This window comes from Affinundibacterium amnicola, assembly GCF_014284275.1.
GTDB classification, from domain to species: domain Bacteria; phylum Pseudomonadota; class Gammaproteobacteria; order Burkholderiales; family Burkholderiaceae_D; genus Undibacterium; species Undibacterium amnicola.
On sequence record NZ_JACOFU010000003.1, the window covers coordinates 229,438 to 255,917 of the forward strand.

20 protein-coding genes are annotated in these 26,480 nt (G+C 45.9%); 4 read left to right on the forward strand and 16 right to left on the reverse strand.

Going from position 1 to position 26,480, the window contains the following annotated elements:
* Positions 1-30 precede the first annotated feature (30 nt).
* The 3 genes from H8K33_RS09025 (at position 31) to H8K33_RS09035 (ending at position 4,656) form a co-directional block, all read left to right on the forward strand.
* Positions 31-1,233, forward strand: a complete 1,203-nt coding sequence (locus H8K33_RS09025) for a histidine kinase (protein ID WP_186890690.1) — start codon at positions 31-33, stop codon at positions 1,231-1,233.
* A gap of 20 nt (positions 1,234-1,253) precedes the next feature.
* A complete protein-coding gene (locus H8K33_RS09030) occupies positions 1,254-1,964 on the forward strand; it encodes a LytR/AlgR family response regulator transcription factor (protein WP_186890691.1) in 711 nt (236 codons plus the stop codon).
* 376 nt (positions 1,965-2,340) lie between these two features.
* Positions 2,341-4,656 carry a TonB-dependent hemoglobin/transferrin/lactoferrin family receptor gene (locus H8K33_RS09035; protein ID WP_186890692.1) on the forward strand — a complete coding sequence of 772 codons (2,316 nt, stop codon included), beginning with the start codon at positions 2,341-2,343 and terminating at the stop codon, positions 4,654-4,656.
* Between the two features lie 153 nt (positions 4,657-4,809).
* Here the strand turns inward: H8K33_RS09035 and H8K33_RS09040 are convergent, their stop codons facing one another.
* The 12 genes from H8K33_RS09040 to H8K33_RS09095 form a co-directional block, all read right to left on the reverse strand.
* Entirely contained in the window at positions 4,810-5,499 is a 690-nt protein-coding gene (locus H8K33_RS09040) for a hypothetical protein (protein WP_222613359.1), read from the reverse strand.
* A gap of 36 nt (positions 5,500-5,535) precedes the next feature.
* Positions 5,536-8,244, reverse strand: coding sequence for a PEP/pyruvate-binding domain-containing protein (locus H8K33_RS09045; protein WP_186890694.1), 2,709 nt, complete (start codon positions 8,242-8,244; stop codon positions 5,536-5,538).
* Positions 8,241-8,909, reverse strand: a complete 669-nt coding sequence (locus H8K33_RS09050) for a TetR/AcrR family transcriptional regulator (protein WP_186890695.1) — start codon at positions 8,907-8,909, stop codon at positions 8,241-8,243. The genes H8K33_RS09045 and H8K33_RS09050 overlap by 4 nt, the downstream gene beginning before the upstream one ends.
* A 230-nt stretch (positions 8,910-9,139) precedes the next feature.
* On the reverse strand, positions 9,140-9,460 hold the full coding sequence (locus H8K33_RS09055; RefSeq protein WP_186890696.1) for a c-type cytochrome: 321 nt from the start codon (positions 9,458-9,460) through the stop codon (positions 9,140-9,142).
* A 10-nt stretch (positions 9,461-9,470) separates the two neighbouring features.
* Positions 9,471-11,192 (reverse strand): cytochrome D1 domain-containing protein, encoded by a 1,722-nt coding sequence (locus H8K33_RS09060; RefSeq protein WP_449364197.1) that lies wholly within the window; start codon positions 11,190-11,192, stop codon positions 9,471-9,473.
* Between the two features lie 444 nt (positions 11,193-11,636).
* On the reverse strand, positions 11,637-12,143 hold the full coding sequence (locus tag H8K33_RS09065; protein WP_186890697.1) for a hypothetical protein: 507 nt from the start codon (positions 12,141-12,143) through the stop codon (positions 11,637-11,639).
* A gap of 246 nt (positions 12,144-12,389) precedes the next feature.
* Positions 12,390-14,255 (reverse strand): nitric oxide reductase activation protein NorD, encoded by a 1,866-nt coding sequence (locus H8K33_RS09070; RefSeq protein WP_186890698.1) that lies wholly within the window; start codon positions 14,253-14,255, stop codon positions 12,390-12,392.
* Positions 14,256-14,404: 149 nt separating this feature from the next.
* The gene (locus tag H8K33_RS09075) at positions 14,405-15,430 is read right to left on the reverse strand and encodes a 4Fe-4S binding protein (protein ID WP_186890699.1); all 1,026 of its coding nucleotides are present in this window, start codon (positions 15,428-15,430) and stop codon (positions 14,405-14,407) included.
* Between the two features lie 12 nt (positions 15,431-15,442).
* Positions 15,443-15,850, reverse strand: a complete 408-nt coding sequence (locus tag H8K33_RS09080) for a hypothetical protein (protein ID WP_186890700.1) — start codon at positions 15,848-15,850, stop codon at positions 15,443-15,445.
* On the reverse strand, positions 15,847-16,698 hold the full coding sequence (locus H8K33_RS09085; protein ID WP_186890701.1) for a CbbQ/NirQ/NorQ/GpvN family protein: 852 nt from the start codon (positions 16,696-16,698) through the stop codon (positions 15,847-15,849). The genes H8K33_RS09080 and H8K33_RS09085 overlap by 4 nt, the downstream gene beginning before the upstream one ends.
* 209 nt (positions 16,699-16,907) lie before the next feature.
* Entirely contained in the window at positions 16,908-18,296 is a 1,389-nt protein-coding gene (locus H8K33_RS09090) for a cbb3-type cytochrome c oxidase subunit I (RefSeq protein ID WP_186890702.1), read from the reverse strand.
* Positions 18,297-18,332: 36 nt separating this feature from the next.
* Entirely contained in the window at positions 18,333-18,758 is a 426-nt protein-coding gene (locus H8K33_RS09095) for a c-type cytochrome (protein ID WP_186890703.1), read from the reverse strand.
* Positions 18,759-19,146: 388 nt separating this feature from the next.
* Here H8K33_RS09095 and H8K33_RS09100 point away from each other — a divergent pair, with 388 nt between their 5' ends.
* Positions 19,147-19,887: a hypothetical protein gene (locus H8K33_RS09100; RefSeq protein ID WP_186890704.1), complete on the forward strand. Its 741-nt coding sequence runs from the start codon at positions 19,147-19,149 to the stop codon at positions 19,885-19,887.
* 104 nt (positions 19,888-19,991) lie between these two features.
* Here H8K33_RS09100 and rlmF read toward each other — a convergent pair whose 3' ends face one another.
* From rlmF to H8K33_RS09120, 4 genes are all read right to left on the reverse strand, one after another.
* Positions 19,992-21,014 carry a 23S rRNA (adenine(1618)-N(6))-methyltransferase RlmF gene (rlmF, locus tag H8K33_RS09105; protein WP_186890705.1) on the reverse strand — a complete coding sequence of 341 codons (1,023 nt, stop codon included), beginning with the start codon at positions 21,012-21,014 and terminating at the stop codon, positions 19,992-19,994.
* A 150-nt stretch (positions 21,015-21,164) separates the two neighbouring features.
* Positions 21,165-21,530, reverse strand: coding sequence for an SWIB/MDM2 domain-containing protein (locus H8K33_RS09110; RefSeq protein WP_186890706.1), 366 nt, complete (start codon positions 21,528-21,530; stop codon positions 21,165-21,167).
* Between the two features lie 821 nt (positions 21,531-22,351).
* On the reverse strand, positions 22,352-23,710 hold the full coding sequence (ffh, locus tag H8K33_RS09115) for a signal recognition particle protein (RefSeq protein ID WP_186890707.1): 1,359 nt from the start codon (positions 23,708-23,710) through the stop codon (positions 22,352-22,354).
* Positions 23,711-23,965: 255 nt separating this feature from the next.
* On the reverse strand, positions 23,966-26,128 hold the full coding sequence (locus H8K33_RS09120; RefSeq protein ID WP_186890708.1) for a S46 family peptidase: 2,163 nt from the start codon (positions 26,126-26,128) through the stop codon (positions 23,966-23,968).
* Positions 26,129-26,480: the final 352 nt, after the last annotated feature.

The following is a 26,480-nucleotide window of genomic DNA, read 5'->3' on the forward strand; positions in this document are numbered from 1 at the left end:
CAGCATAATGAAAAAAATACGGGAGCCTTAGTGTTGCGAACTTTTTTTGCCAAGCGTCATCATCAAATCGCAGTCATTGTGGTGTTGATTGCGTTCGTCATGTGTAGTTTGCTGATTAGCTTTTATAACAGTACCGCGCTGGATATTTACTCGGTTTCCTTGGCGTATATAGTCTTTGCTTACCTTCTATTTGCGCTGTTGCTTGCGATGGAAATCACGCAGCGACGCAAGACACAAGCGACCCAGACAGCCACCAACATCCCTCTGCTAAAGACAGCACTGACCTTGGTAATCGCAAGCTGTTTGCTGATGACGTTAGAAAATATCTCGCAACATCGACTGCTTTACAATAGCGCTGCCGTACTTGCCTTTGCGGTGCTGTTGTTTCATGTGATTAGTTATGTGGCGTATAAAATTCCCTTGGACAGTGAGCTGATTGATCTGATGGAACATCAGCAGCGTCAATCTTATCTGCTGTATGCGGTATTTTTAGTGCTGTTATTTCTACTAAGTACCATCATGGATCAGAGCGACCCCTATGGCCCGCATTTTCAGTTGAGAATCGTCTTTTGGATTTTATTCATTCATATGATGCTCAGTTGGATAATCCAATTGTGGAAATTAAATCAGCGGCTACGTAATGAACGCACTAACACTGAATTAATGTTACTGAAGAGCCAGATCAACCCACACTTTTTCTTCAATACATTGAACAATCTTTATGGCCTCGCGCGTGAGAAATCAGACCAAACACCCGACGTGATATTGCGCTTGTCCGACATGATGCGCTATACCATTTACCAAGGGCAGCGGGATAGCGTGAGTGTGCAAGAGGAAATGGCGTATTTAAAGAATTTTATTGAATTACAACAGCTGCGCTTTCAGAAAGAAGTGCAAGTGATATGGATTGTCGATGTGCAGAAAAATGTGCCGTTGCCGCCATTGTTGTTCATCAATTTACTGGAAAATGCCTATAAACATGGCGTAGAAAAGTTGGTCGATAATGCCTATGTAAAAATTGATCTTTACGCTGACCATACGCAATTGATTTTTAGCGTCGTCAATAATTTTGATCCAGAAGAAACAAGCAGTCTGACACAGGGTGGCGGTATTGGTTTAGCGAATCTGCGCAAACGCTTGGCGCTGCATTATCCGGATCGGCATTTGCTACAGATCACGCAAACAGATCAATGTTATAGCGCGAAGTTGACGCTAACTCTGGTAGATCAATAAATATAGGAGCACTAAGGAGTATGCCAATTCGTTATATGATCGTCGATGACGAACCCATCGCACACCGCATCATTGAGGATTATTGTGCCGAAATTTCCAACTTGGCGTTAGTCAATAATAGCTACAACGCCTTGGCCGCGCTGGAATATCTCAACAGCCATACCGTCGATTTAATTTTCCTTGATATTAATATGCCCAAACTCAAAGGTTTTGAGTTTTTGCGTACTTTAAAACAGGCACCACCTGTCATCGTTACCTCGGCCCATCAGGAGTACGCGATTACGGGTTATGAATTTGACGTATGCGACTACTTACTCAAGCCTTTTAGTCTGGCGCGGTTTATGATGGCAATCAATAAAGTACCTACGCCATTCGCTAGCGCAATCAAGCAATCAGTACCATCTGCAAAACCGGAAAATATTGAGCTGCTATCCATCTTTGTCAAAGGTGACAAGAAACAGCATCAAGTTTTTCTAGCCGATATCGTGTATATCGAAGCCTGCGGTAATTACAGCATTTTGCATTTTAAAGAGGGCAAATTAATCACTCAACAGACCTTATCAGGATTTGAAAAGCAGCTTCCCAGCGATCAATTTATTCGTATCCACAAATCCTTTATCGTCGCTAAGGCAAAGGTGCAGGCCATTGAAGCAGCGAATTTGCTGCTAGCGAACAAAACTATTCCAATTGGACAGAGCTATAAAAAAATGCTCAGTGACTGGATAAAATAGCTGTACCCAACAAGTTCATAACACGCTTATTTATGCTTGTACTCAAATGACTAATGCTTTGGTTTTTAAAGCGATAAGCACCAAGATTTGCACTTTTTCCACTGCTAAGTGCTAGCTTGATTGTTGGCGAGGCCAGTAACTCTTTTTATACACCGCTCCTGTGTCGTTGTCGCTTCGAATGAAATATGACGATAAACTTGTTTTCGATGTTGTTGCGTGGTTTGTTCTAGCGCAAATTCTGTGTTGCTTGTAGCTGTCTGGATCTGTTTTTCACGCAAAACTAGTTCTTTATAACTAGGTGTTTGATCAAGTAGCTGATTGACCTAGTTGCAGCGATATCTAGACTGTGGAGTTGTATCCACTTTCTGGAGTTCGTATGAAAACCTCTGCAAGTCTGCATAAAAAATCGTTGACGCGTAAGCCCTTGCGTAAGATGGCAATTGCCGTCGGACTGACTTGTATCTGTTCCCTTGCAACGACTGCGTTGTATGCGCAGACTCAGACTGGCAGCGTGCTTCTGGTGGATAAGGCACCGCAAATCGTCGTGATCAGTGGCACGCGCTATGAGCAATTTGTTGAGAACTTGCCCTTGTCGATTGACGTCATTGAACAAAAAGAATTGGAACGTTTGGGGATTGTTGATATTCGCGATCTGGCAAAAAATTTGTCGAATATTGAGGTCAAGCGAGCGCCTGCTCGGTTCACGGTGACGGGTGTCGGTAATGCCACCGGAAGGGATGGAAATGCTGGCTTTAGTATTCGCGGACAAGATGGCAATCGCGTGTTGATGTTGATCGATGGCATGCGCTTGCCGCGTAGTTATATCAATGGCAGCAATGCATTTGGCCGCGATTCAATTGCGATGAATCTGGTACGTCAAGTCGAGATCGTACGTGGCCCAGCTTCTGTTCTTTATGGCTCTGATGGCTTAGCAGGTTTAGTCAATTTTATGAGTTTGGAGCCACAAGATTTTTTACAGGAGAAAAATGCCGCACCCAAGGAATTTGGTGGCAAAGTGGTCGCCGCTTGGAGTGGAGATGATCACAGCCGTCATCTCAATGCGAGCTTAGCAGGGCGCTTGAATCCGCAATGGAGTTGGCTGTTGAGTGTTAACACTGGCAAAGCAAGAGGACTGGAAAATAAGGGCGTCAACGATGCACCAAATATTGATCGTACACGTCCAAATCCGCAGGATGACCAATCACAATCAGTGCTGGCAAAATTGCAGTATCAGCCTGAGGCAGGCCAAAAGCATAGCTTGAGTTTAGAGCACGTAGGAAAAACTTCGGACTTTGAACTTTTATCGAGTCGCGCGAAGTTACCAATGACAACCGCAGCGGCTGTTAAAGGTGAAAGTGTACATAAAGATTTCCAACGCGATCACCTTAGCTTGATCAGTCGTTATGAATTGAAGAACGATTGGATAGATCATCTGCAAAGCCATCTCAGTTATCAAGACAGTAGCGCACAAGATGATGGTGTGACGCATAGAAATACTTTGGCAGATCGCGTACGTAAAGTATCGTATGCAGAGAAAGCGTGGCAATTTAGTTTGCAGGCCGATAAATTATTTAAGATGCCAGGAAATTGGGCGCAACGCCTGAGCTATGGTTTCGATTATTCGCGTATAGATGTCAGTAATTTTTTCGACGGGGTTGATCCAGGAAATGCAGATTTCACGCCACGTAAATATTTCCCAGATACGCGTGATGTAAGTAATGCAGTGTATTTGCAAGATGAAATTTTTTTGGGGAAATGGATTATTACGCCGGGTATTCGATACGATCGATTTGATCTTAAAGTCAAAACACAGTCTGGATTTTTCCCGCCATCCAAGCTCGCCGCGACCTCACTATCTGATTCTGCGGTCGTACCCAAATTGGGGATGCTGTATAAATTTAATCCAAACTGGAATGCGTATGCCAGTTTTGCCGGTGGATTCAGAGCGCCAAACGCGCAGCAAATTAACGGTGTATTTGAAAGCAGTACCGTGCCAGCTGTATTATTAGCAAATCCAAATTTGAAACCTGAAAAGAGTCAACATATCGAGTTGGGGCTGAGGGCTTTATTCCAAGATGTGAATATCGATCTGGCGGTTTTTAGTGGACGTTATCAAGATTTAATTTACGATAAAAAGCCTTTAGGTGGTCGCGGTGTTGCGGGTGATCCCGCTATCTTTCAAACTGTGAATGTCGACAAAGCGAAAATTTCTGGTTTTGAAATACGTGGGCAGGTCCAATGGATGAAAATCGCAGGTGGTGAATTAAGTTCACCATTCGCCTATGGCCAGACCAAAGGCACAGATGAAGTATCGCACGCGCCACTCAGTTCGATTAATCCAGCAAAATTATTTGCAGGCTTGCGTTACACCACAGATCATTGGGATTGGCAATTGAATGCGCGTCATCAGGCCGGTAAAGAAGAAGCTGAATTGAGTAGTCCGTATTTGCCCAAGCCTGCCGTTCCTCCAAGAATACGGCAGTTCTTAGTACCTGCTGCCACCACAATGGATATGCAAGTTCAATGGCGTGTGCAGAAAAATTGGCGCATCAATCTAGGCGTTGATAATATGACGAATAAGAAATATTGGAACTGGACTGATGTGCAAGGTTTGGCTGCGAACTCACTGGTGGTCGATGCTTATACGCAGCCAGGGCGCTACTATCATGCTTCTTTGGTAGTAGGGCTTTAAACTATTTTTTTGAAGTAAAGGTGTTTTAGCGTAGGGTGTGCCATGCGCACCGTACGTGCGGGATTGTTAGCGTCGTAAAATTGCCGGAGGTGCGCGCGGCGCACCCTACTGAAAATGCGGGTTCTCACTCAAAAAATTTTACAGGAATGCTAGCTAACGTTTGACTTGCTGACCTGTTTTCATGTTGATCATTAAGATGGGGTGGTCGGCTCCTGTTGTTGCTGAATGCTGCATTTTCAAATGTAGTATAGAAGTGGATCCCATATCCTCAATGACACTCTCACAGGGGAACACCGGATGATCAAACTGGGTTTCAATAATCTTGCGACGTATATCGAGATTGATGATTTGAAATTTTCCATGTGTATCAGCTCCAGCAAGGTAAGGGCGTTGTGGATCGAGGATGAAGCAATCTAGTGAGGTCGTCAGCAGAGTTTTGCGTGGTGCAAATAGTTGCGTATCGGCGATGCCTTCGCCCATTTGATAGTCATGTACCCATCCTTGATACACTGGCTCCGCTTTCGGGTCATAGCTGAGTTCCCATAGCTCAGCGATATCAGGTAAAACCAGAATAAAACTTTGGCGTCTTGCATGGTGCAAGACAGCGCTTAGTCTAGATGGTTTTCTCTGCTTATCTTGCAAAGTGAGCGTGCGTAGAGATTGTTGTGTGGAACGGTCGATAATACTAAGTTGATGTTTTGTCGGATCTTCGCTTAATTGATATCGCTCGGTTTCAAATCGCAATTGAGTAGTATGGATATCTTGTGCCCGCGTTTTTGTTGATGCATTGAATAGACAAACGCAGCTTATAAACAAAAAGAGAAAAGAAGTTAGGCGATGCACGTTTGTTCCTGAGTTATTCGTTGTGGTTTGTTCTGCTTAAGTGCTACATAAGCGCAATAAACGGCCAGCTGGACCATCAATAAAAACTTCATCTCCATCCCGCAGTTGCGTAGTAATGCCCGGTAGATTGACGATGGTGGGTATGCCCAACTCGCGCGCAACGATTGCGCTGTGCGATAAATAGCCTCCAGTTTCGACGATCATGCCACCAGCTTTTAAAAAAATTGGTAACCAACTTGGATCGGTGCTGAGTGCAACCGCGACATCGCCTTGCTTCAATTTGGCGATGTCTGCTGGAGAATCAATCAGACACGCTTTGCCGCGGTAACTCGCCATACTGACCGCGATCCCTTGCCATTCTTGTGTGGCACCTGTCGGAGTGACATGTGGCGCGGCAGCTTGATAATTGTCTGCTTGCGGCGTCGTGAAGATGCCTTGCGCCGTTTGCAGCACCACATCGCACATGCTCATTGCGTCCCATTGTGCGATTTGCAGTTTGCGATCAGCGATGCGGTGACGCAAGCTTTGTGCAGATAAACTGCCAGAGAAATTGTTAGATAGGTTGCCAGTGCAAGCGGCATCGATTTCGCTATAGTCGAGATGAAAAATATCGGTGCTGTCGAGGATAGTTTGTTGCTGATGTAGGCGACGTCCAATTTCTAGCATTAAGGCTCGTGAGCGCTCCAAAATCAATCCGAAATGACTACGCGCAAATTCACGTTGATTGCATTCCATTTTGGCTTGTTTCTGCATGAATTTGATGATGCTGCGTTGTGCGATACCGCAGCGTTTTCGTAACACCTCCCAGGCCCAGGCGATTTGTTGCGCCTGTCTTTGTTGCAGCGCTAGAGTATCAACTTCTGTCAAATTTAAAATAGCTAGGTGTAGGGGCTCAGCTTGTTCACGCCAACTGGGGCGTGATATATAGGACTCGTAATTACCACGATGTCCGTATTGATCAAGAAAATCGGTATAGGCGGTTTTGAATGCAGACGTACAGTCTTTGAAATTGATAGTTTTTGTGGAGTGACTATCTAAAAAATATAAGGCAGCTGGGTCTTCGGCGGCTAGCTTTGCTAGTCGCATTAAATCATAAGCTTGTTGTGCGCTGACGCTAATTTCACCTTCACTCATCAAAGCCGCGACAACTGACTTCGCTTCCTGACCGCAGAGTTTATCCAGCATTTTTTGCAATTGCATCAAAGTTCCACTTGCCCCTTGCATCAGACACAGGCCTTGATGTTTGAGGTAAGTGTTGCGCGCGCGTTCACGAAGTTCACTTAATAATTCGGTGGTGTCGACTTGGCGTAAATCTTGTTGTCGCCATTGACGACTGAGTGCGGCGATCTGGTTAGCTTCCTGTAAACCACGACGGCGATACTGAGGGAAACGTGTCATTGCTTTGAAAAAATTAGCAGCGATTTTTCCATAGTCATACCAGCGGCGTTGCGGAATTTGTATGGTCGCCTGATGTCCTCCGAAAATAAAATTGACTTCGTCAGGATGCAAATTAAAGTGTTGGTAGATTTCCCATTGAATGATGGAAGCATTCAAATAGACATGTCCATTAAATAGTGCGGCGCGTTGTATGCCTTCGGTAGGCTTTATGCCAACGATTTGCTGTGCCAGTGTGAGCATATGATTGACTGCCACTAACATAGGATCGCGTTCACTTATTTTGATCGCATATGGCAGGATTTCTTTGGTATTTCCATTGGTCCACATTGTGCCTTGCTGCTGGAGCGAAGGATAGGTGTGCAAGCCACGGGCGCTGACTGGTCTTGCTTGCACCAGAAAAAATTCTTGGCCGTCGAACACCCATTCGATATCTAAAAACGGTTGTCCGTAATCAAAAGCCTTGGCGGTATCTGTCGCCAATTGCGCAAGTTGAATCGCCGCCGCATCCGACAGAACTTGTGCTTGACCAGTCTTGTCAATAGACTGAGTTTTTTTTGGAGAGGAGTCGAACATCTCCATGGTTGTTGCGTGGGCGGCGCGTCTACCAGCGATGTGCCAGTCTTGATACGACCAATCATGTTGCACAAGGATGTCTTCACCATTGACTTTTCCTGCAACTAAATCATTGGCTAAACCGTGCACACTGCTGATCAGTAACCGATCTTCGCGCCCATCACGGGGATCGCAAGTGAATATAACGCCAGCGGCAACGCTGTGCACCATGGGCATGATGACCACCGCCATATTTGCGTCAATATGCGGGTATTGAATTTTTTCTCGATAGGCGCAAGCTTGCGGCGTCCATAAGGAAGTGATGACTTGCAAGATGGCTATTTCTAGAGCATCGCTACCAATAACATTGAGTTCGCTGTGATGAATGCCAGCAAAAGAATGTTGTTGTCCGTCTTCACCAATCGCTGATGAGCGCACTGCAAGTGCCTGTTGTTGCCAGTTTTGCGTGGACAAGAAGCTGTGAAGTGTGTCCCGAAAATCTGCCCGCAGGCGTATGTCCATCATTTGTTGCCGCAAGATTTGCAATGCTTGTCCGACGCTTTCCGTATCGCTGCTGTATTGCGTGCAGAGCGTGCAGGCAGCCTCCCATAGTTGTTCAGGAATGAGCGCGCGGCAAATGGTGGACGGAATGACAAAACTAGCAGGGACGGGTAAACCATAACGACTTAATAGTGCTAGTTGGGCGCCTTTTCCGCCAAGTTCAATACTGTTGTCAGGTGTAACTTGGCGACAATCGACGAAACAATCCCTTGTATTCAATGTCGAGAAATTCATGCGCTTACTCCTGTCATGCTTACTCCATGTAAAAAAATCTCTAGCATTTGTTCGTGGCGTTTTCCTAATGATTCTTGTGGGTCTGTCAGCCACGCAATCAGATCCATAGAGCGCATGGCGTAGAGATATGAGGCAAGACGTTCTGGTGAATGTTGATGTGTAATTTCACCTTGCTGTTGGGCTGCAGAAATGATCCAGCACATCGCTTGCATCATATTGCTTTGTTTGTTTTGATGATGTTGACCGGAGGTGTATTGCATCCAGCTTGCATGCTGCATGCGATAACGCAGTAAAGGAGCAAGATAGCTTCGTTTATCGTCTAGATATTCTGCCTCGATGTGAAATAAGTAAGCGAGGCGTTCACGTAAACTGTGGCGTTGCATCAATTGTGTGACGATCAGCTCCTTGCGTGACTGCATTTCGCTTTTGAAGCGATGTTCTAGTAATGCTTCTTTGACTGGGAAGTATTTGTAGAGCGTCGCTTTAGCGATATCGGCTTGTAGGCTAATTGTCTCCATTGTGACGTTCTCGTAGCCATGTTCTTCAAATAGTGCCCACGCGACAGCGGTAATTCTTTCCAGGCTTTGTTCCAATTTGCGTTGCCGACGATCTTCTGATGGCTCATGTGCAGGGATAGGGCGTGTCGTTTGAATTGGCTTATTCATGAAAATCGAGCTTATCAATATGTAGATGATGCATGTATTTGAACGATGTATATATTTGAACGTCGTTCAATTTTATATTGGAAGTCGCTTTTTAGTCAATGATGAACGGCGTTAAAAATATCATCAGAAGTATCATCAAAAAAATTGGCAAAGATGGTTTTTTGTTTTATCGATAAAAAAAGCGTACAGACTTTTAATCTGTACGCTTTTATTTAGGGTTTTTACGGTCGCTAATTCAGCGCCAATACGTATTCCACCATCACCTTGATATCGGCATCGCTGACTGCTTTATTCGGTGACATAGGGATAGGGCCCCAGACACCGCTGCCACCGTCTTTGACTTTTTTCGATAACAGGGCAACCGCATCGGCATTGCCTTTGTACTTTTTCGCTACATCTTTAAAAGCAGGGCCGATGATTTTTTTATCGACGCCATGACAACTCATACAATTGTTTTTCTTGGTGAGGTCAGCGCCCGTATCGGCCATCGCAGGCAAGCTTGCTAAGGCCAATGTACATGTCGCTAACATAGTTGAAAGAGTGAGTTTCATCGTTTTCTCCTTAATACACATCGTGTTGAGTATTGTTGACGTTGAACTTACCCGTTGGCGTAATCAGTTTTGGATCACGTATGACTTTTTTCAATTTACGAGTTTTGTCGTCAACGATCACAATGGCGGATTCTTTGTCTTTGGCGCTCCAGACAGAGAACCAGACTTCATCACCAGCTTGATTGTACTCAGGTTGCACGATACGTTTCGCACCTTCGCCTAATCCGGACCACTCACCAATCGGCAATACTTCAAAGCCTTTGCCGAAATTATTGATATCAAATACCGCGACAGACTGGCTGATTTTTGTATCTGGGTGCAAAGGCGTATCAACCCACAGGTTTTTGGATTTTGGATGGGTTTTGATAAACAAAGAACCACCACCTTGTCCTTTAATCGTATCAACTACTTTCCAAGCTTGGCCCTTGTGTTTAATTGGATCGGTACCAATCATGGAGATGCTTTCGTCACCAAGATGGCTAGTTGCCCACACTGGTCCAAACTTAGGATGGACGAAGTTAGCACCACGGCCTGGATGCGGTGTTTTGCCCACATCAACAATCGCTGCCATCTTGTCTTCTTTGGTATCAACGACCGCGATCTTATTCGAGGCATTCGCCGCGACTAAGAAGTAACGACCAGTCGAATCAAAGCCACCGTCATGCAAGAACTTCGCCGCATCCAAAGTCGTGACTTTCAGATTGTTCAAGTCAGAATAATTGACCATCATAATCTTGCCAGTTTCTTTCGCGGTGATCACAAATTCAGGATGATAGTGTGATGCGACAATCGACGCGACGCGTGGTTCTGGATGATATTCGTTGTCGACTGCCATTCCACGTGTAGAGACGATTTTCAATGGTTTCAATGAATCGCCTTCCATCATCACATATTGTGGCGGCCAATAAGAACCTGCTACCGCAAACTTATCTTCATAACCTTTGAACTTGGAAGTTTCAACTGAACGCGCCTCCAGACCGACTTTGATTTCAGCGACGTTATCTGGTTTTTCCATCCACAAGTCGATCAAATTCAAACGCGCATCGCGACCGATCACGTACAGATAACGACCAGATGCCGAGATGCGGGAAATATGTACGGCATAACCAGTTTTAACGATGTTGATGATCTTCTTGGTATCGCCATCGATCAGCGCTACTTCACCAGAATCACGCAACGTCGTTGAGAAGATATTGGCGATGTTGTACTTATTCATCTTCTTAGTTGGGCGCTTAGCAGGTGGGATGATGTCCTTCCAGGTCGCCAACATTTCTTTCATACCGAACTCTGGTGGAGTTGGTGGTTCTTGTTGAATATAGCGTGCCATCAGATCGACTTCTTTATCCGTCAGATCACCGGAAGTACCCCAGTTAGGCATACCGGCAGGTGAGCCATACGCGATAAAGATTTTTAGATAATCTGTACCTTTGTCCAAAGTAATGTCTGGTGTTAAAGCCTTACCTGTCGCACCTTTGCGCAATACGCCGTGGCAACCAGCACAGCGTTGGAAATAGATTTGTTTGCCAGCTTCAAACTCGGCTTGTGTCATCGCCGGTGCTTTGGGATTGATGTTTTGGTGCATGGCTTCGCTAGCTAACGGCGATCCACCTGCCTGATATTTCAATTCTGCAGCGGCATGGGTTTTTTCATCTTTCTTCTCTTGCGCATAAGCGAAGCCGAAAGTGAGTGGCAAACACGCAATCGCTGCGACCAAAGGACGCAACATAGGCATTCTGTGTTTGAGTAAAGTGATTGACTTCATTTTAGGTCCTCTTCTTTTAATGAAATTACGATTGCATTTCGATGAAAATTTATTGCTGTATCAATGTTGCGTATTCATTCTTTTCACTGAGCTCGTTGCACTTTTGTGCAGTGCGGACAATGTCAGGCTACGCCCCTGCTTTTCGTAAATCATTGATCGTCATCAAGAAAGAATTTGAAACGAGGAAAGTCTGCGATAGATCAAACGTGGGATGAGATTTGTGGAAATTTTTAGAAAAAAGAGAGGTAAAAAACAACGCGGATTTATCGTGCCGACGTATCACATTGAAGAATTGAGATAGTAGTTTCTGAATGGAGTGGGATGTCTTTACTACGCTTGTTTCATCCGTCGTCAGCATCAAGTTTTCAAATTGCGCCATGGCCAGTCGGCCATGGCAGTACAAGAAGATGAGCTTTAATTTAGTTGACGTAAACGGTGTATGGCAAGTGATAGCCAAAATTCGCTACCATAACTGAGACACAAATTACGTGCGTATTGGTGCCAGCCCGGATGAGTTGCTTGCAAATGTAGCACCTCAAGATATTCTCGTTCTACAACAAAATATTGACGACGATAGGGTAATAAAAAACTCTGGGGATGCTTGGTAAGGTAGTCGCATGCCTCTTGATAATCGGCAAACCAGTGATTCGTGAAACCCATATCCTGATGCCAAAAATCACCGAAATCATCATCAGGTATAGCTGCGCCCGAAAACACGTGATGGACGTGCTGCCAATCATGGAAACCAACTTGTGCTGCGACCAAGTTCAAGCAATGCTTATGTTGCCATTGAGCTGGAATGGTCCATTGACGTTTACGGCTTAACTTCTCTACTAAAGCCAAACTAGCGGGATCGGCAAGATTCAGTTTTTTGTGTAAAAAAGATGCCCTGATTTTGAGTTCGTTTAATACGATATTCATGAACGTTCTCCCATGAATGGGAAGGCGCTTAATGTGGGACTAGGTATAAATAAGCTTGTAAATAAAATTGAAAATGACATGATCAATCTCCGTCTCGTTTATTGACGGCCCGCTGACGTCAAACGAAATGGTGAAATCACATCAAAAGAAGGATTGAGGGTGAACGCGTCTTGTGCGGGAGGGCGCCCCTTCGCACCCTGGCGCGGATTGTAGAGCGATTCTTTCTCTGGTGTCAAATGATTTGCATTAGCTTTGCTGTGTCAGTTGCGCATACAAACGCGGCAATAATTGCGGTAGTTCCGCCGCATCTTTGACGACGATATAGCCCTTTGCGCCGAATAAATGCGGCAAGTAATCTTCGGCCTTTTCATCGATCGTGACGCAAAAGGGAATCAATCCTAATTGTCGCGCTGCGTGGACAGCAACGCGCGTGTCTTCGATGCCATAACGACCTTCATACTGATCGAGGTCGTTGGGTTTGCCATCGGTGAGGATTAAGAGTAAGCGACGGGCATTTTTTTGTTGTTGCAAAATAGCCGACGCGTGCCGAATCGCGGCACCCATGCGCGTGTAGAAACCGGGTTTAATTTCCGCCAAGCGCCCGCGTATTTGATCGCTATATTGTTCGTCAAAGCCTTTGAGGATATGAAAGCGTACATTGTCACGTCGTACCGAAGAAAAACCGTATAAGGCGAAACGGTCACGGGTGGCGGCCAAGGCTTCACACAGCAAATACAAACTATCACGTATCACGTCAATCACGCGTGCTTGATTATTCACCCAGGTGTCGGTGGACACGGATAAATCTGCGAGTAAGAGACAAGCCAGATCACGGCTTTGCTGACGATTGTCCAGGTACAAGCCGGGGCTGGCAACCGCTAGTCCGTGATTGTTTGCACCAGCCCGTTCCGCACTAAAGCGTACGCAAGCATCGATATCAATATCATCGCCACTTAATTGTCCACGCAGGCGTTGGCGCTCTGGTGTCAAACTTTGAAATTGCTGACGTAATCGCTTGGCGGTAGCACGTAGATGGACGGGTAGGACTTGTGCTACGGCATCGCGTGCTAACAGCATTTGTATGCACGCATGGTTTTCTAAGAGCTGCTGCTTTTTGTAATGCCATTCTGGGTACAAGATGCCATCGGCGAGTAATAGATCATCATCGGCTTCGGCAGGTAAATCGAGATCGAAGCGTACGCGGCTGGCAGTGCTTTTGCCATCATTTGCCACGCTTAAAACGTCAAAATCATTCGCTGCTCTTTGCGCATCGGGATTGTCGTCTTCATCCAAGGGGCGATTCACTTTCACATATTCTGCCCAGGAAAACAGACTCTCGGCTCGGAATAGCAACATGAACGGGCTAGGATTGTCGGGCATGTCAGTGCGCTCTGCCATGCGCTTGCGTTGCTCGGTGTCGCTTTGTGCTGCGCTGCCTTGCGCTTGTTCCGGCGTGAGCTTGCTGGCGGGTTTGCTGCTTTTGTTGTTGGCGTTGGCGCGCGGATGTAACCATAGTGCGACTGGAACGACGCTGAATTCTTTGCGCCCGACCTTTTTTAATTCGTTTGGTACACTTCCTGGTTCTAACAAGGCTTGGCGAATGCGTAATTCGTTTTCCGCTTCTTGCTTTTTCAATGTTGTTGGATCAGGGCGACGTGCGAGTGTCGCTTGCACCAAACGGGCATAGCGTTCTTGCAAAGAGGGGAAAGCGTTTAGTAGTGCCAGGGTTGCGGATTGATTGCGTTGTAAGTAGGGAGCATCGGGATTGACATCATGCGCGACTAAGGCCAGCAGCCATAAATACAATTCACGATTGAGTTCGCTTTCAGGGAAATAATCGATGTAGGCAGGCAGGTGCAAAGTCGTTTCATCTGCCCAGGTCAATTCGGTTTTTTCGCCGATACCGGCAATCCGTTCTAACCAACGACGACGGGCACCGTGCGTGCTGGCAGAACCCGATTGCAAATTGATGCCGGGATCACCGCCAAGTGCACGGAAAAAGGTCGCAGCAATGTTTTTCATCTGCGCTAATTCCACCCGGGCTTCTGGGTAACCTTGATATGCGACTCGAGTGATCAATCTATCCCATAGGCCGCCTATGTATTCTTCCATTTTGCTACTTTCTTATTTGAAGATCTTTCACCTTTTGTAGGGCGGGTGCAACCCGCGCGGCTCATAGGTCGGACTTGGTTGTTCGACGGCTTGGCGGCGCGGGTTGCATCCGCCCTACAAATGCAATGTATTGTCCGCGTTGCTGTGGACTAGGATTGAATTTTGTTCTTCGTATTATGGATCGGTATTGAATTATTCTTTTCCAACTTAATTTGAATAACACGTGCCGTGCTGCCGTTTAATGCCGCTTCCGATTCTGCATAGGCTTGATTCACCCATTCGAGTAAATTGCCTTGCGGATTGTCGCTTTGTGTTTGCGTACAGGCATCGGTGCATTGACCACATTGCACACATGCGAACATCATGCGTTTCACATTGCGCGGATTGAGACGCATAGGGCAAACGTGATCGCAGGCCGAGTAGCAGGTCGAACAGTCTTTGGCGCGTTCTCGCTGAAATCCGATCACCATCGCCTTGTCATTCGACATCCAAGCCAAGCTTTGGAATAGACCGAGGGCACAGGCATAGCGGCAAAACAGGTGGCGCGCAAACATAAATTCGACAAAGAAAGCGATGCTGCCCGCGATCAGAAATATGCTTTGATTGCGCGTTAAAGTACCGTGCCAGATATTGCCGTAGATTTCTGCTGGTGGTAGTAGATACGTCAGCAACACGGTCGCCCAAGTGATCGCGCAAATGATGACAAGTGGGATCACGCCGAACCACCAGATGGCATCGAGTTTGGTTTCGCTGCCATCAGGATTACGGGTTGGCAGAGCTTCTTTATCCCATAAACTTTGCTTGCCGATGGCGCGGCGCAAAGTTTGATTGATGGTTTCGACAATAGAAAAATGCGGGCACAGCCAGCCACAATAAATCCGCCCCCATTTCCAGGCGACATAAATCACCGTTGCTGCGACCAGAATTAAGGGCAAGATCGCGTGCAGAAAAATGGCTTTGGCGGCTTGTCCTGCGGTATCTTTGCCAGCAACAAAATCGTTCAGACCTAAAGTCCAATCCATGCCGAAGATGATGAAGTGCTTGAGATTGAGATCTAACCGAAAGATGTCAAATATCGGCGCAATGACGAATAGCAAAAAGAAGCCGACTTGTGTCAAGCGCCGCCATTGTTGGACGGGTACGCCCCATAAACCTGAGTGTGTTTTTACTTGCATGCTGAAGCTCGTTTAAGCTATTTCTCCGCCTTGACTCGCAGATCGTCCTATCAGCGGATAGAAATACAATTTGCCAGACAATGCCTTGGTTAGCGCAAAGACCCCGAACAAGATGAAGACTGAATGCACACATAAGACGTATAAAATTAAAATCATCCACGTACCCACATGCTGCCAATCGCCAAAAAGCAAAATGCCAGCGCTGACTAAGATCAGCATAAAACCAGCACAAATACTGGCGCGCATCGCTTGGATTAGATGGCATTGCACCAGCGTCGAGACGTTGTGCCGCTGCTTTTGATAAAGTACCAGCAGCAATACGAAGGCGGCAAACGGCAGCAGCAAAATGTTCAACAAATATAGTGTTGCTGCGGTGCTTGCGATTTGAATTTCTTCCTTCGTGGGTTCTAGAATTTTCATGGCGTTTTGCCTGATGATTTGCTACTACTGAAGTGCAATTTAACGACTTCCATTAAAGCTGCGATCGTGTCAAGATCGTCAGTCAAAGGCTCGACCAGTGCGGCGGCGCAGGCTTCTACCACCGGGCAGCCAGCGGCAATTAAATTCGCGGCATAGACCAGTAAGCGGGTTGAGGCGGCTTCATCTAAATCATGTTGCTTAAGCTGACGGAAACGCCGTGCAATATCGACCAAGCGGGTTGCCAATGCCAAATCGATGCCTGCCTCTTTCATCAAAATGCTTTGTTCTAATTCGGCATTGGGATAATCAAACTGTATTGCCAAAAAGCGTTGACGGGTTGATGGTTTGAGATTCTTCAATAAATTTTGATAGCCAGGGTTATACGACACGACCAACATAAATTCATTCGGGGCAGCGAGTTCTTCGCCTGTGCGTTCAATCGGCAGAATGCGTCGGTCATCGGTGAGTGGATGCAATACCACGGTGGTGTCTTTGCGCGCTTCGACGATTTCATCCAGATAGCAAATGCCGCCCTGACGCACGGCACGCGTGAGTGGGCCATCTGACCACAGAGTTTCACCATCACCAATTAAATGACGACCAACCAGATCCGCTGCAGTCAGATCATCATGACAAGCGACGGTAATTAAAGGGCGTGCCAATTTCGCTGCCATGTGGGCGACGAATCGAGTCTTGCCACAGCCCGTCGGGCCTTTGATCAACAATGGTAATTGGCGTTGATAAGCGAGTTCAAACAAGGCGCACTCATTCGCAATCGGTTGATAAAACGGTATTTCCGTTTGCGCTGGAGTGGGTGCGAGAAATGTCTGATGACTTAAATCGTTCATGAAAAACTTTCCTAATATAGGACTTACGCAAAACAGACGCTAGCGTCGTTGTTGTCGCCTCGCCGTACAGTCGTACTGTCTTCGGCGACACGCCCCCGACTATGGCATTCGAGGGCAGGCTCTAGCTAGCGCAATTTTGCGTAAGTCCTAATAACATCGATGCTCAAAACTAAAAACGCCCGACGATGTTTTGTCGGGCGTTGTTCTGCTTATGAAGCCTGAGATGGATTCTCGGCTTTATCTCCACTAACAAAGAAGCTAAAGATATATAAACCCAATCCAATCATAAACACGACGCCAGAAGCTAAGCGCAACCAATAGAAAATCGCGATCTGATCTTGTGTTGCCATGAAACTGAGCGGCGCCGTTGCAACGCGTTGCAGCCAAACTTGCAAGACCCCGGCAGCGGTCAAGAACAAGGTAATAAATACCATGGAAACCGTCATCAGCCAGAACGACCACATCTCAACGACTTGCGCCTTATTGCTATTGGCTTGACGTCCGTGCATCAGCGGCATGGTGTAGCTGATCATCGTCATGACCACCATCGCATATGCACCGTAGAAAGCCATGTGGCCATGTGCTGCGGTAATTTGCGTACCGTGCGTGTAGTAATTCACTGGCGACAAAGTATGTAAGAAGCCCCAAACACCTGCACCCAAGAAAGCCATCACGCCTGTACCTAAAGCCCACAATACTGCGGCACGGTTTGGATGATCACGACGGCGACGATTCACCATATTGAATGCAAATACCGTCATCATGAAAAATGGAATCGGTTCTAAGGCGGAGAAAATACTACCCCACCATTGCCAGTATTCAGGTGCACCAATCCAGAAATAATGGTGACCCGTACCGATAATGCCAGTGATTAAAGACATCGCAATAATCGAGTACAACCATTTTTCGATCACTTCACGATCAACGCCAGTAACTTTAATCAAGACAAAAGCCAACATCGCGCCAAGGATCAATTCCCAAACGCCTTCTACCCACAAATGCACAACCCACCACCAGTAGAATTTATCTTTCACCAGATTGCTAGGATTGTAGAAAGAGAATAAGAAGAAAATCGCCAAGCCCCACAAACCAGCCAGCATCACTAGACTAATACTAGTTTTGCGACCGCGTAAAACGGTCATAGAAATATTAAATAAGAACACCAGCGCGACAATCACGATGCCAACTTTGGTCGGTAAAGGTTGCTCGAGGAATTCACGTCCCATGGTTTCGAGTAGGTCATTGCCGGTCAATCGGGCGAGTGATGCGTAAGGTACCGCCAGATAACCAACGACAGTCAAAGCACCTGCGACCAGAAATACCCAGAACATCAACATTGCCAGTTTTGGGCTGTGTAGTTCACGTTCTGATTCTTCAGGGATCAGGTAATACGCTGCGCCCATAAATCCAAACAGTAACCAAACGATCAGCAAGTTGGTATGCACCATCCTTGCCACATTAAATGGAATGAGAGGAAACAAGAAGTCACCAATCAGATATTGCAAACCCATGATCAGACCAAACAGAATTTGGCCAACGAACAGGGCAATTGCCGCGATAAAGTAGGGCTTCGCGACGGCCTGTGATTTGTATTGCATAAAATTCTCCACGAATCGTTGAAAGGTGTCGCGCTCTTAGCCTTCGATATTTGGCGGCCAGTTATTGGTATTGATCTCTGAGCTATATTTCAGAAACTCGACCAGATCGTTCATTTCTTTTTCATTCAAATTGAACTGCGGCATCTGACGACGACCAGGTGCGCCAGTTGGCTGTGCTGCCATCCAAGCTTTAATAAATTCTGGACCGCGGCGTTTGTAAACATTGCCGAGTTCAGGCGCAAAATACGCACCTTCGCCAAGCAAAGTGTGGCAACCGATGCAGTTACGGGTTTCCCAAATCTTCTTGCCACGTATGGCAGATTCAGTCAGGTTGGCACTGTTATCACGCTTGGGTAGCGTATTCATCGTATCGAATGTGAGTCCGAGAAATAACAGGAAGAAAAATACAGAGCCGCCATAAAAAATATTTCTGGCGGTTGACTTGGTGAACGATGAGTTCATGTCGTTTAACCCCTAGTGAATGTAAATCATAAAAAGCGCTGACTTTTCTGAGGGATTTGTCATTGCTAATTGATGTTGTGGATGTTATTTCCCCACGTCACTGAGTGTAGGTGGCTAAGGATTTGCTTTCCTTGACTGCGGTCAATTTTGGAAAGATGGCAACAGAATCGCGGTGAATAAACGCTGTGTTTTCAAGCATGCTTTGAGGCGCATCAAAGCTGATAAAGATTTATGGATAAGCACATTTTTTTCAAGGATATTGATGAATAGCCCGTGATTGAAGAAGCGGACAAATGATGCAAACTATTTGTTCTTTCAAGGGCTTTGAAATTTATCAGTAGCACTTCTGTAATGAATTTATAATGTTGATTTTTATAAGGGATACTTTATGGCGATCTATTTAGCGCGTTTGATGACACTGTTGACGCTCGTTCTTTCTATCGGCAATGCGTATGCCGTTGATAAAAATATTGAAGCGAATGTCGGCGGTACACGTATTGCTATCCCTGAGCCAAAGAATTATTCAGATCCCTCGCCGATGATCCCGAGTGTGCGCAAGTTTGGCGAGAACATGACGGCTTCGACAAATCGACTGCTTGGTTTTTTTATGAGTGATGACGATGTTAAGGCTTTACTGGCACAAACCGCGCCGCAATTGCACCGCTACTTCATGGTGCAAACTTTGCGAGCCACCGAAGATACCCTCATGACTGCGCAAGAATTTTCTGTGGTGCGAGATCAGTTGAAGAATCAATACAAGAAATTGTTCGACGACCATGCCGCACTGATGCAGTCAGAGATTAATCGCGCAGTTGATCGTATAACAAAAGATGGTAAAACTAATCAGGCAACAGATCTTAATTTGAAATTAGGAGAGATGAAGGTTCTTGAAGTATTGAGTGATGATCGCTATGTTTCCTTGGTCGCAAAAACCTTGGTGCAGGCAACGGTGAATGGCGAAATCAAACAGATTCCTATGGCCTTGGGTATGACGAGCACAATGGTCAAGGGCAAGGTTATTTACTTCTTCTCTTATGCAAGATTCAATTCCGATGAAGATATTCACTGGATCAAAGCGCAGGTCACCGCGTGGATACCTTTACTGTTTGCAGCGAATAAGTCCGAGTGATACATTCACTGAGTAGGTAAGAAGATCGTAAGCAAAGATATCGATGAATAAAAAACGCAGGTTCCATGAAGTATTCATAAATCCTGCTGAAATTTGAGATGCGCTTACCAACGTAATTTTGCCCAAGCCGCTTGTTGTACTGGATTGAGAAAAGTCCAGGCAACAAAGCGGCTTTGTTTTTGGCCTTGTTGCATGTCTATCGTTTTGCTTGCTTGAACTTTTGCCTGCTTTAATGCAGTCTTGATCGCTGGTAAGTTACTCGCTTTTGATACTAGGCTAGTAAACCAAAAACAGCGGCTTGAAAATGCCTCGCTCTCTTTAATCATATTTTGAATAAAGGAGAGTTCTCCTCCATCGCACCATAATTCGGCATCTTGCCCACCAAAATTGAGCTTATTCAATTGTTGTGATTGTCCGAGATTACTCCACTTTCTTTGCGTACCTTCCTGAGCATCGGCAAGAGAGTGATGAAAGGGTGGGTTACACATACTGAAATCAAACCACTCGTCATCGAGAAGCACGTTGCGAAAGTAAGCGCTGCGGTCTGTTTGTAAACGTGTTTGGATCTTGTCGCTTAGCTGTGGATTAGCGAGCAAAATCTGATCGAGGTTAGCGATGGCATTTGGATTAATATCGCTTGCAATAAATCGCCATTGATAACTTGCGGCACCGATTAAGGGATAAATACCATTCGCTCCAGTGCCAATATCAAGCGCTTGTATATTGGCCTTTTTAGGCATTTTTCCATGATTGCTGCTGGCTAATAAGTCAGCCAGATTATGAATATAATCAGCACGACCTGGCACTGGTGGACATAGATAGTCATCGGGGATATTCCAGGAATTGACAGCATATTGAAGTTGAAGCAGTGCACGATTCAAGGCTTTGACTGCTTTCTCGTCAGCAAAGTCTATGCTTATTTCCCCAAACGTATTGGCGCGAATAAAGCGCGCCAGATTTTCTTCTTGAGGAGTCTTGTCGGCTTGAACTAATTTTTCAAAATCGTATTTGCCTTGATGCAGGTTGCGTGGATGAAATGGCGAGCTTGTCGAAGACGAGCTAAGTTCAGCGCTCTTCTTTGATGGTGGTTTCTGCACAGATTTATTTTGGCTAGAACGGGAAGTCATGGCGAATTCTCATAGGACGATAAAGCGAAGCGGCAAGTGACTTTAATAAAAACAAAAACGCCCGCGCGATGCGGGCGTTTTTGTTTGGGATTTGGGTAGTAAGATTTACGACCCAAGCATTGCCCAAAGCAATATGGAAATCAGATCCGATTAGGACAGATGACCAGAAATGAGTTTCGTCATTTCAAACATGGAGACTTGTTTCTTGCCACCGAAAACGGCTTTCAATTTGTCATCCGCATTGATATTGCGTTTGTTTGCTTCGTCTTGCAGCTTGTGCTTCTTGATGTATTCCCAGATTTTTTTTGTTACTTCAGTACGTGGCATTGGTGCTGCGCCAATTACGGCTGCCAATACTGGAGACAAAGTCATAGGCTTCATGAAAGCTGCATTTGGCTTACGTGGTGCTGCCGCTGGCTTAGCTGCTGCTTTTGCTACTGGTTTTTTTGCTGCTGCTGGTTTCGCTGCTGCTTTCGCGGCAGGCTTAGCTGCTGCTTTTTTTGGTGCTGTTGCCATATTGAGGCTCCTTCACAATTGTCTTGGAAAATGCGCCATTTCACGCAGTGCTTATAGTGGTGCCGATTACAGAGCGATGCAAGTGTTTTTTTTTGCTTTTTGCGAAAAAAGTGTGAGAAATCATGCGAGACGTGGTTTTCAGAGGGAAAAATGTCGTTTTTCCTCTGCAGAGTGGGGCAAATGATGGGTTTGTTGTGGATGAAAATGGGTCTTGAAAAACCTAAAATCAAAACTTCTCAACGTAGAGACATTGAGATATTGAGGAAAAACAGGAGGGGGATTTAGGTGGGAAATGCGCTGGTGTTTAAAGCGGAATTTGGAGATGGAAATGGAAGTCGAGGGTGATTTGCTTGCAGAATTTTAATGGTGGGGAAGGGCTTACGTAAAACCTATGCTGACGCATACTGCGTATTTTTTGTACGGTGTGCCGAGCGTACCAAAGTTTCGGATTATGTGTGCGGTGCGCACGGTGCACCCTACTGAAGTGCTTAAGTTATTTAAGCGATGTTGCGCTTCACTTCGTTCCGCACCAACCTACGATTCTGGAAAACCCAACAAAGCTGGTTTGGTTTTATTCAAAAAAAAGCAAAGCGATTTGCTTGCAGAAATTCAATTATAGGGATGTCGCGCTAGGCGCCAAGCACAGCAATACATTGGTATTGCGAGGATGTCGATAAGTTGATTGGGAATCAGGGGTAAATAGGCGGCTTTAGAAATTCAATTATGGGGATGCAGTGCAAGGCGCGGCCCGCAAGCAATACATAAGTATTGCGAGGAGGCGCAACGCCGCAATGCGCCCCAGAATTGGATTTATATGGCGCCTATCGCATCATGCCTTTTAAGCCCCGCATCATTTTCATCATGCCACCACCCTTGAGTTTTTTCATCATGCTTTGCATTTGGTCAAACTGCGCCAGCATACGATTGACTTCTTGTATCTGCACGCCAGCACCAGTGGCGATACGGCGTTTGCGTGAGGCTTTGATCAGATCTGGTTTTGCGCGTTCTAATGGTGTCATGGAATTGATAATGCCTTCCATGCGACGCATTTGTTTTTCCGCGTTATCCATATTGGCGCCACTGGCGGCTTGTTGGAATTGCGCTGGTAATTTATCCATTAAACTCGATAAGCTACCCATGTTCTTCATTTGGCCTAATTGCATTTTGAAGTCATTCATGTCGAACTTACCGCCGACCTTGATCTTCTCTGCCAGGCCTTTGGCCGCTTCGACATCCATACCTTTTTGGGCGGATTCGACCAAGGCCAGAATATCGCCCATGCCGAGAATACGATTTGCCATGCGGGTGGCGTCGAAGGCTTCGAGTCCGTCCAGCTTTTCAGAAACACCGGCAAACTTAATCGGCTTACCAGTCACATGACGCACGGACAATGCCGCACCGCCGCGTGAGTCACCATCGAGTTTAGTAAGAACTACACCGGTTAAAGGCAGTGCATCGTTAAAAGCTTTTGCTGTGTTGACCGCATCTTGACCCAGCATCGCATCGACCACGAACAAGGTTTCGATAGGTTTCACCGCTGCATGCACGGCAGCGATTTCTTGCATCATGGCTTCATCGATACCGAGACGACCTGCGGTATCGATAATCAAGACTTCATGATGATGTTTCTTCGCCCAATCGAGCGCAGCTAAAGCGATATCGACGGGTTTGTCATTGATGGTGGTCGGGAAGAAATCGGCACCTGCTTGTGCAGTGACAGTTTCTAACTGACCAATCGCCGCTGGACGATAGACGTCGGCGGAGACGGTTAAGACTTTTTTCTTTTTCTTTTCGCGCAGATATAAAGCGAGCTTACCAACGGTCGTGGTTTTACCCGCACCTTGCAGGCCTGCCATCAAAATAATTGCTGGCGGTTGGGTGGCAAAATTCAGTTCAGAAGCGCCTTCACCTAGATCTGCACCAATCAGTGATGCCAGTTCTTTTTGTACGACACCGACCAAGGCTTGTCCTGGGGTTAAAGAACCGATGACATCTTCACCCATCGCTTTTTCTTTGACGCGGGCGATCAATTCACGCACGGCAGGCAAGGCAACGTCGGCTTCTAATAAAGCCATACGTACTTCGCGCAGCATTTCGGCGGTATTCGATTCAGTTAAACGCGCTTCGCCGCGCATGGTCTTAACGACTTTGGCGAGACGCTGGGTCAGATTGTCGAGCATAGTAAACCTTCTATTTGTCTTCTACTTGATAACAACAGTGATGCAGAGTTGCGGCACCATGGAATTTTTTGCAACCGGATTAGCAAGTGCTACACCGATTTAGATCAGCCCGTATTTTACTCGAAACGAGGGCATTTCCTTAGATGTCTAGCGGGTTTTATGGGTATATCCTCGGCATTCATGGTGTTTGTGTAAATAAAAAAGCCACGTTGAACTTAATCAACGTGGCTAATTTACTGATTAAATTTGAGCAGCTTATTCCGCGCCCATTTCTTTCAACAAGTTATCTGCTTTATCAACATGTTTCATCTGCCACAACATGTAGCGCAAATCGACTTGAATAGAGCGGCTAGACGCTTTGTTGTAATCCCAGTCAGCAATGATGGAATCTAAAGTGCCGTCAAATGCCAAGCCAATGAATTCGCCTTTGGAGTTCAAAGCCGCTGAACCTGAATTGCCGCCAGTGATATCCAAAGTCGCTAAGTAATTGACTGGAACTGTCTTCAACATCGGGTCAACATATTTACCGAAGTCTTTGGCCTTGATTGCTGCTAACTGATTGGCTGGCGCATTGAATTCGCCAGTGCCAGTTGCTTTTGCTGTGATACCTTTGACTGTCGTAAATGCAGTCCAAGTCGTGCCATCCGCACCAAATGGACGGCTTGCGACTTTACCGAACGTCACACGCAAAGTGCTGTTGGCATCTGGATAAACCGCTTGGCCTTTGCTATTCATGTAAGCGATTTTTGCTTTCATGTAGCTAGCGTAGGCTTTTTGAGAATTACCCGCGGATTCCAAATCAGCTGCTTCACGCTTCATGCTCTCGTCGTACATCGCTACAGCTGCCTTGATGAAGCTATCGTTGCTTGCTTTGAATTCGTCAACAGATTTATTCAACCAAGCTGAGCGAACCGCTTTGTCACCAAATTGGCTACCAGCATAGATTTGATCCAGCAAGGCTTTTAATTGATCTTTGCTCATGCCGTCTTTAATGCCCATCGCATTATCAAAGTTGGCATTGCGCTCAGCCGCTGGTGCTGCTGCGTACTTGACTAAGCTGTTTAACACCAAAGCTTTATCGACTTTCTCATCGTAGCTACGTTCTACGCCATCAACCGTGGCTTTGAAGCGTGGCAGATCACGATTTTGGAAACCAGCACGACGTTCTGCATCTGGTTTGGTTTTTTCATGCGCCAAGCGATACAAAGTACGTGCAGTGGATAAGAAGCGAGGAGAGGAAGACGCTAAATAAGATTCTTTCTTCGCTGTCGCATCGCGTTTTGCGTAGATTTCTTCAATCTTCTCGATATCGGCTGCATATTCTGCTTTGGTCTTAGGATTGGAATTGACCCAAGCTTTCAAATCAGCGTGTTCTTTGGTTTTGCGTTCCAAAATATCGCTACCTGCATAGCTATCCAACATACCTTGACGGTTTTTGTAATAGTTATTGATGCCTGCAACCATGCCTGCATATTTCAGGCTTGCGTCTTTATTGTCTTTGGTTTCCGCAGCGATAATCGCTAATGTTTCCGCAGAATTTTTGACGAAATTGGGATATTCGAAATCAAAAGTGTAAGAAATTTCTGTTGGCAAACGATGACGATTAGTACGGCCAGGATAGCCCAATACCATGACGAAATCGCCTTCTTTCAAGCCATCTTTTGCTAATTTCAATACGTGCTTAGGAACGTAAGGGACATTGTCTTTGCTAAATTCTGCTGGCTTGCCGTCTTTGCTGACGTAAGCGCGGTAGAAGCCGTAATCACCAGTGTGACGTGGCCACATCCAGTTATCGGTGTCACCACCAAATTTACCAACGCCTTCGGCTGGTGCGTGTACCAAACGTACGTCTTTAATTTCCATCTGTTTAATCAGATAGAATTCCAAGCCACCGTAAAAAGTAGGAATGCTGCAACGATAGCCAGCTTCTTTTTCACAAGCAGCGACCATGGTTTTTTGATTTTTTTCAATCGCGTCAACGCGTGCTTTGCCAACCAGTTTGGCGACGTCTGCGGTGATCACTTTATCGCTAACATTGGTCACTTCTGTCGTGACGAAAATGCGTGAGCCTGGACCAGCTGGTAATTCTTCTGCCAAAGTTTTTGCAAGGAAACCATTCGCCAGCAAGTCACGTTCTGGTGTTGAATTGCGTGCCACGCTGTCATAGACGCAGTGGTGATTGGTTGCAACCAAGCCTTGAGGGGAAACAAATGAAGCAGAGCAACCACCCAAGCTGACAATCGCACCCATAGGGAATTCGGTCAACTTAGTTAAGGATTTTGGATCTAATTTAAGACCCGCTGCTTTGAGTTGTTTAGTTATTTGTGGTAACTGTTGCGGCATCCACATACCTTCATCGGCTTGCGCAAAGCCGCCGGTGAGAGTGAGTGCGGCTAAAGCGAAAAGTGATTTTTTCATTTTAATTCCTGCAAAAAAGGCTACATGTTTTTAAACTACCCATTATATCCAAGGCTATCTTTACTTTACAGCCCGGTTCTTGAGTGCTTCGCAGTATCTAGAAGCGATCTTTCTTAGTCAAGTGAATCCGACAAGCTTTTTGCAGTTAGAACCAAGCATGTTGTAATTGCAGCTGATATAGTTTCCGTAAAGGATGTTTTAGCCTTTATGCTTGAAGACGTTTGGTACTTATTTGCGTTAATCATTGCGGTAATTGGTTTGATTTAATTTGATTTAGGTGGCTTGAAGCAGGTTTGATGAACTCTTTGCGATGGCGCAAAGTCGAAGATCGTCATTGCGACAAACTCGCTAG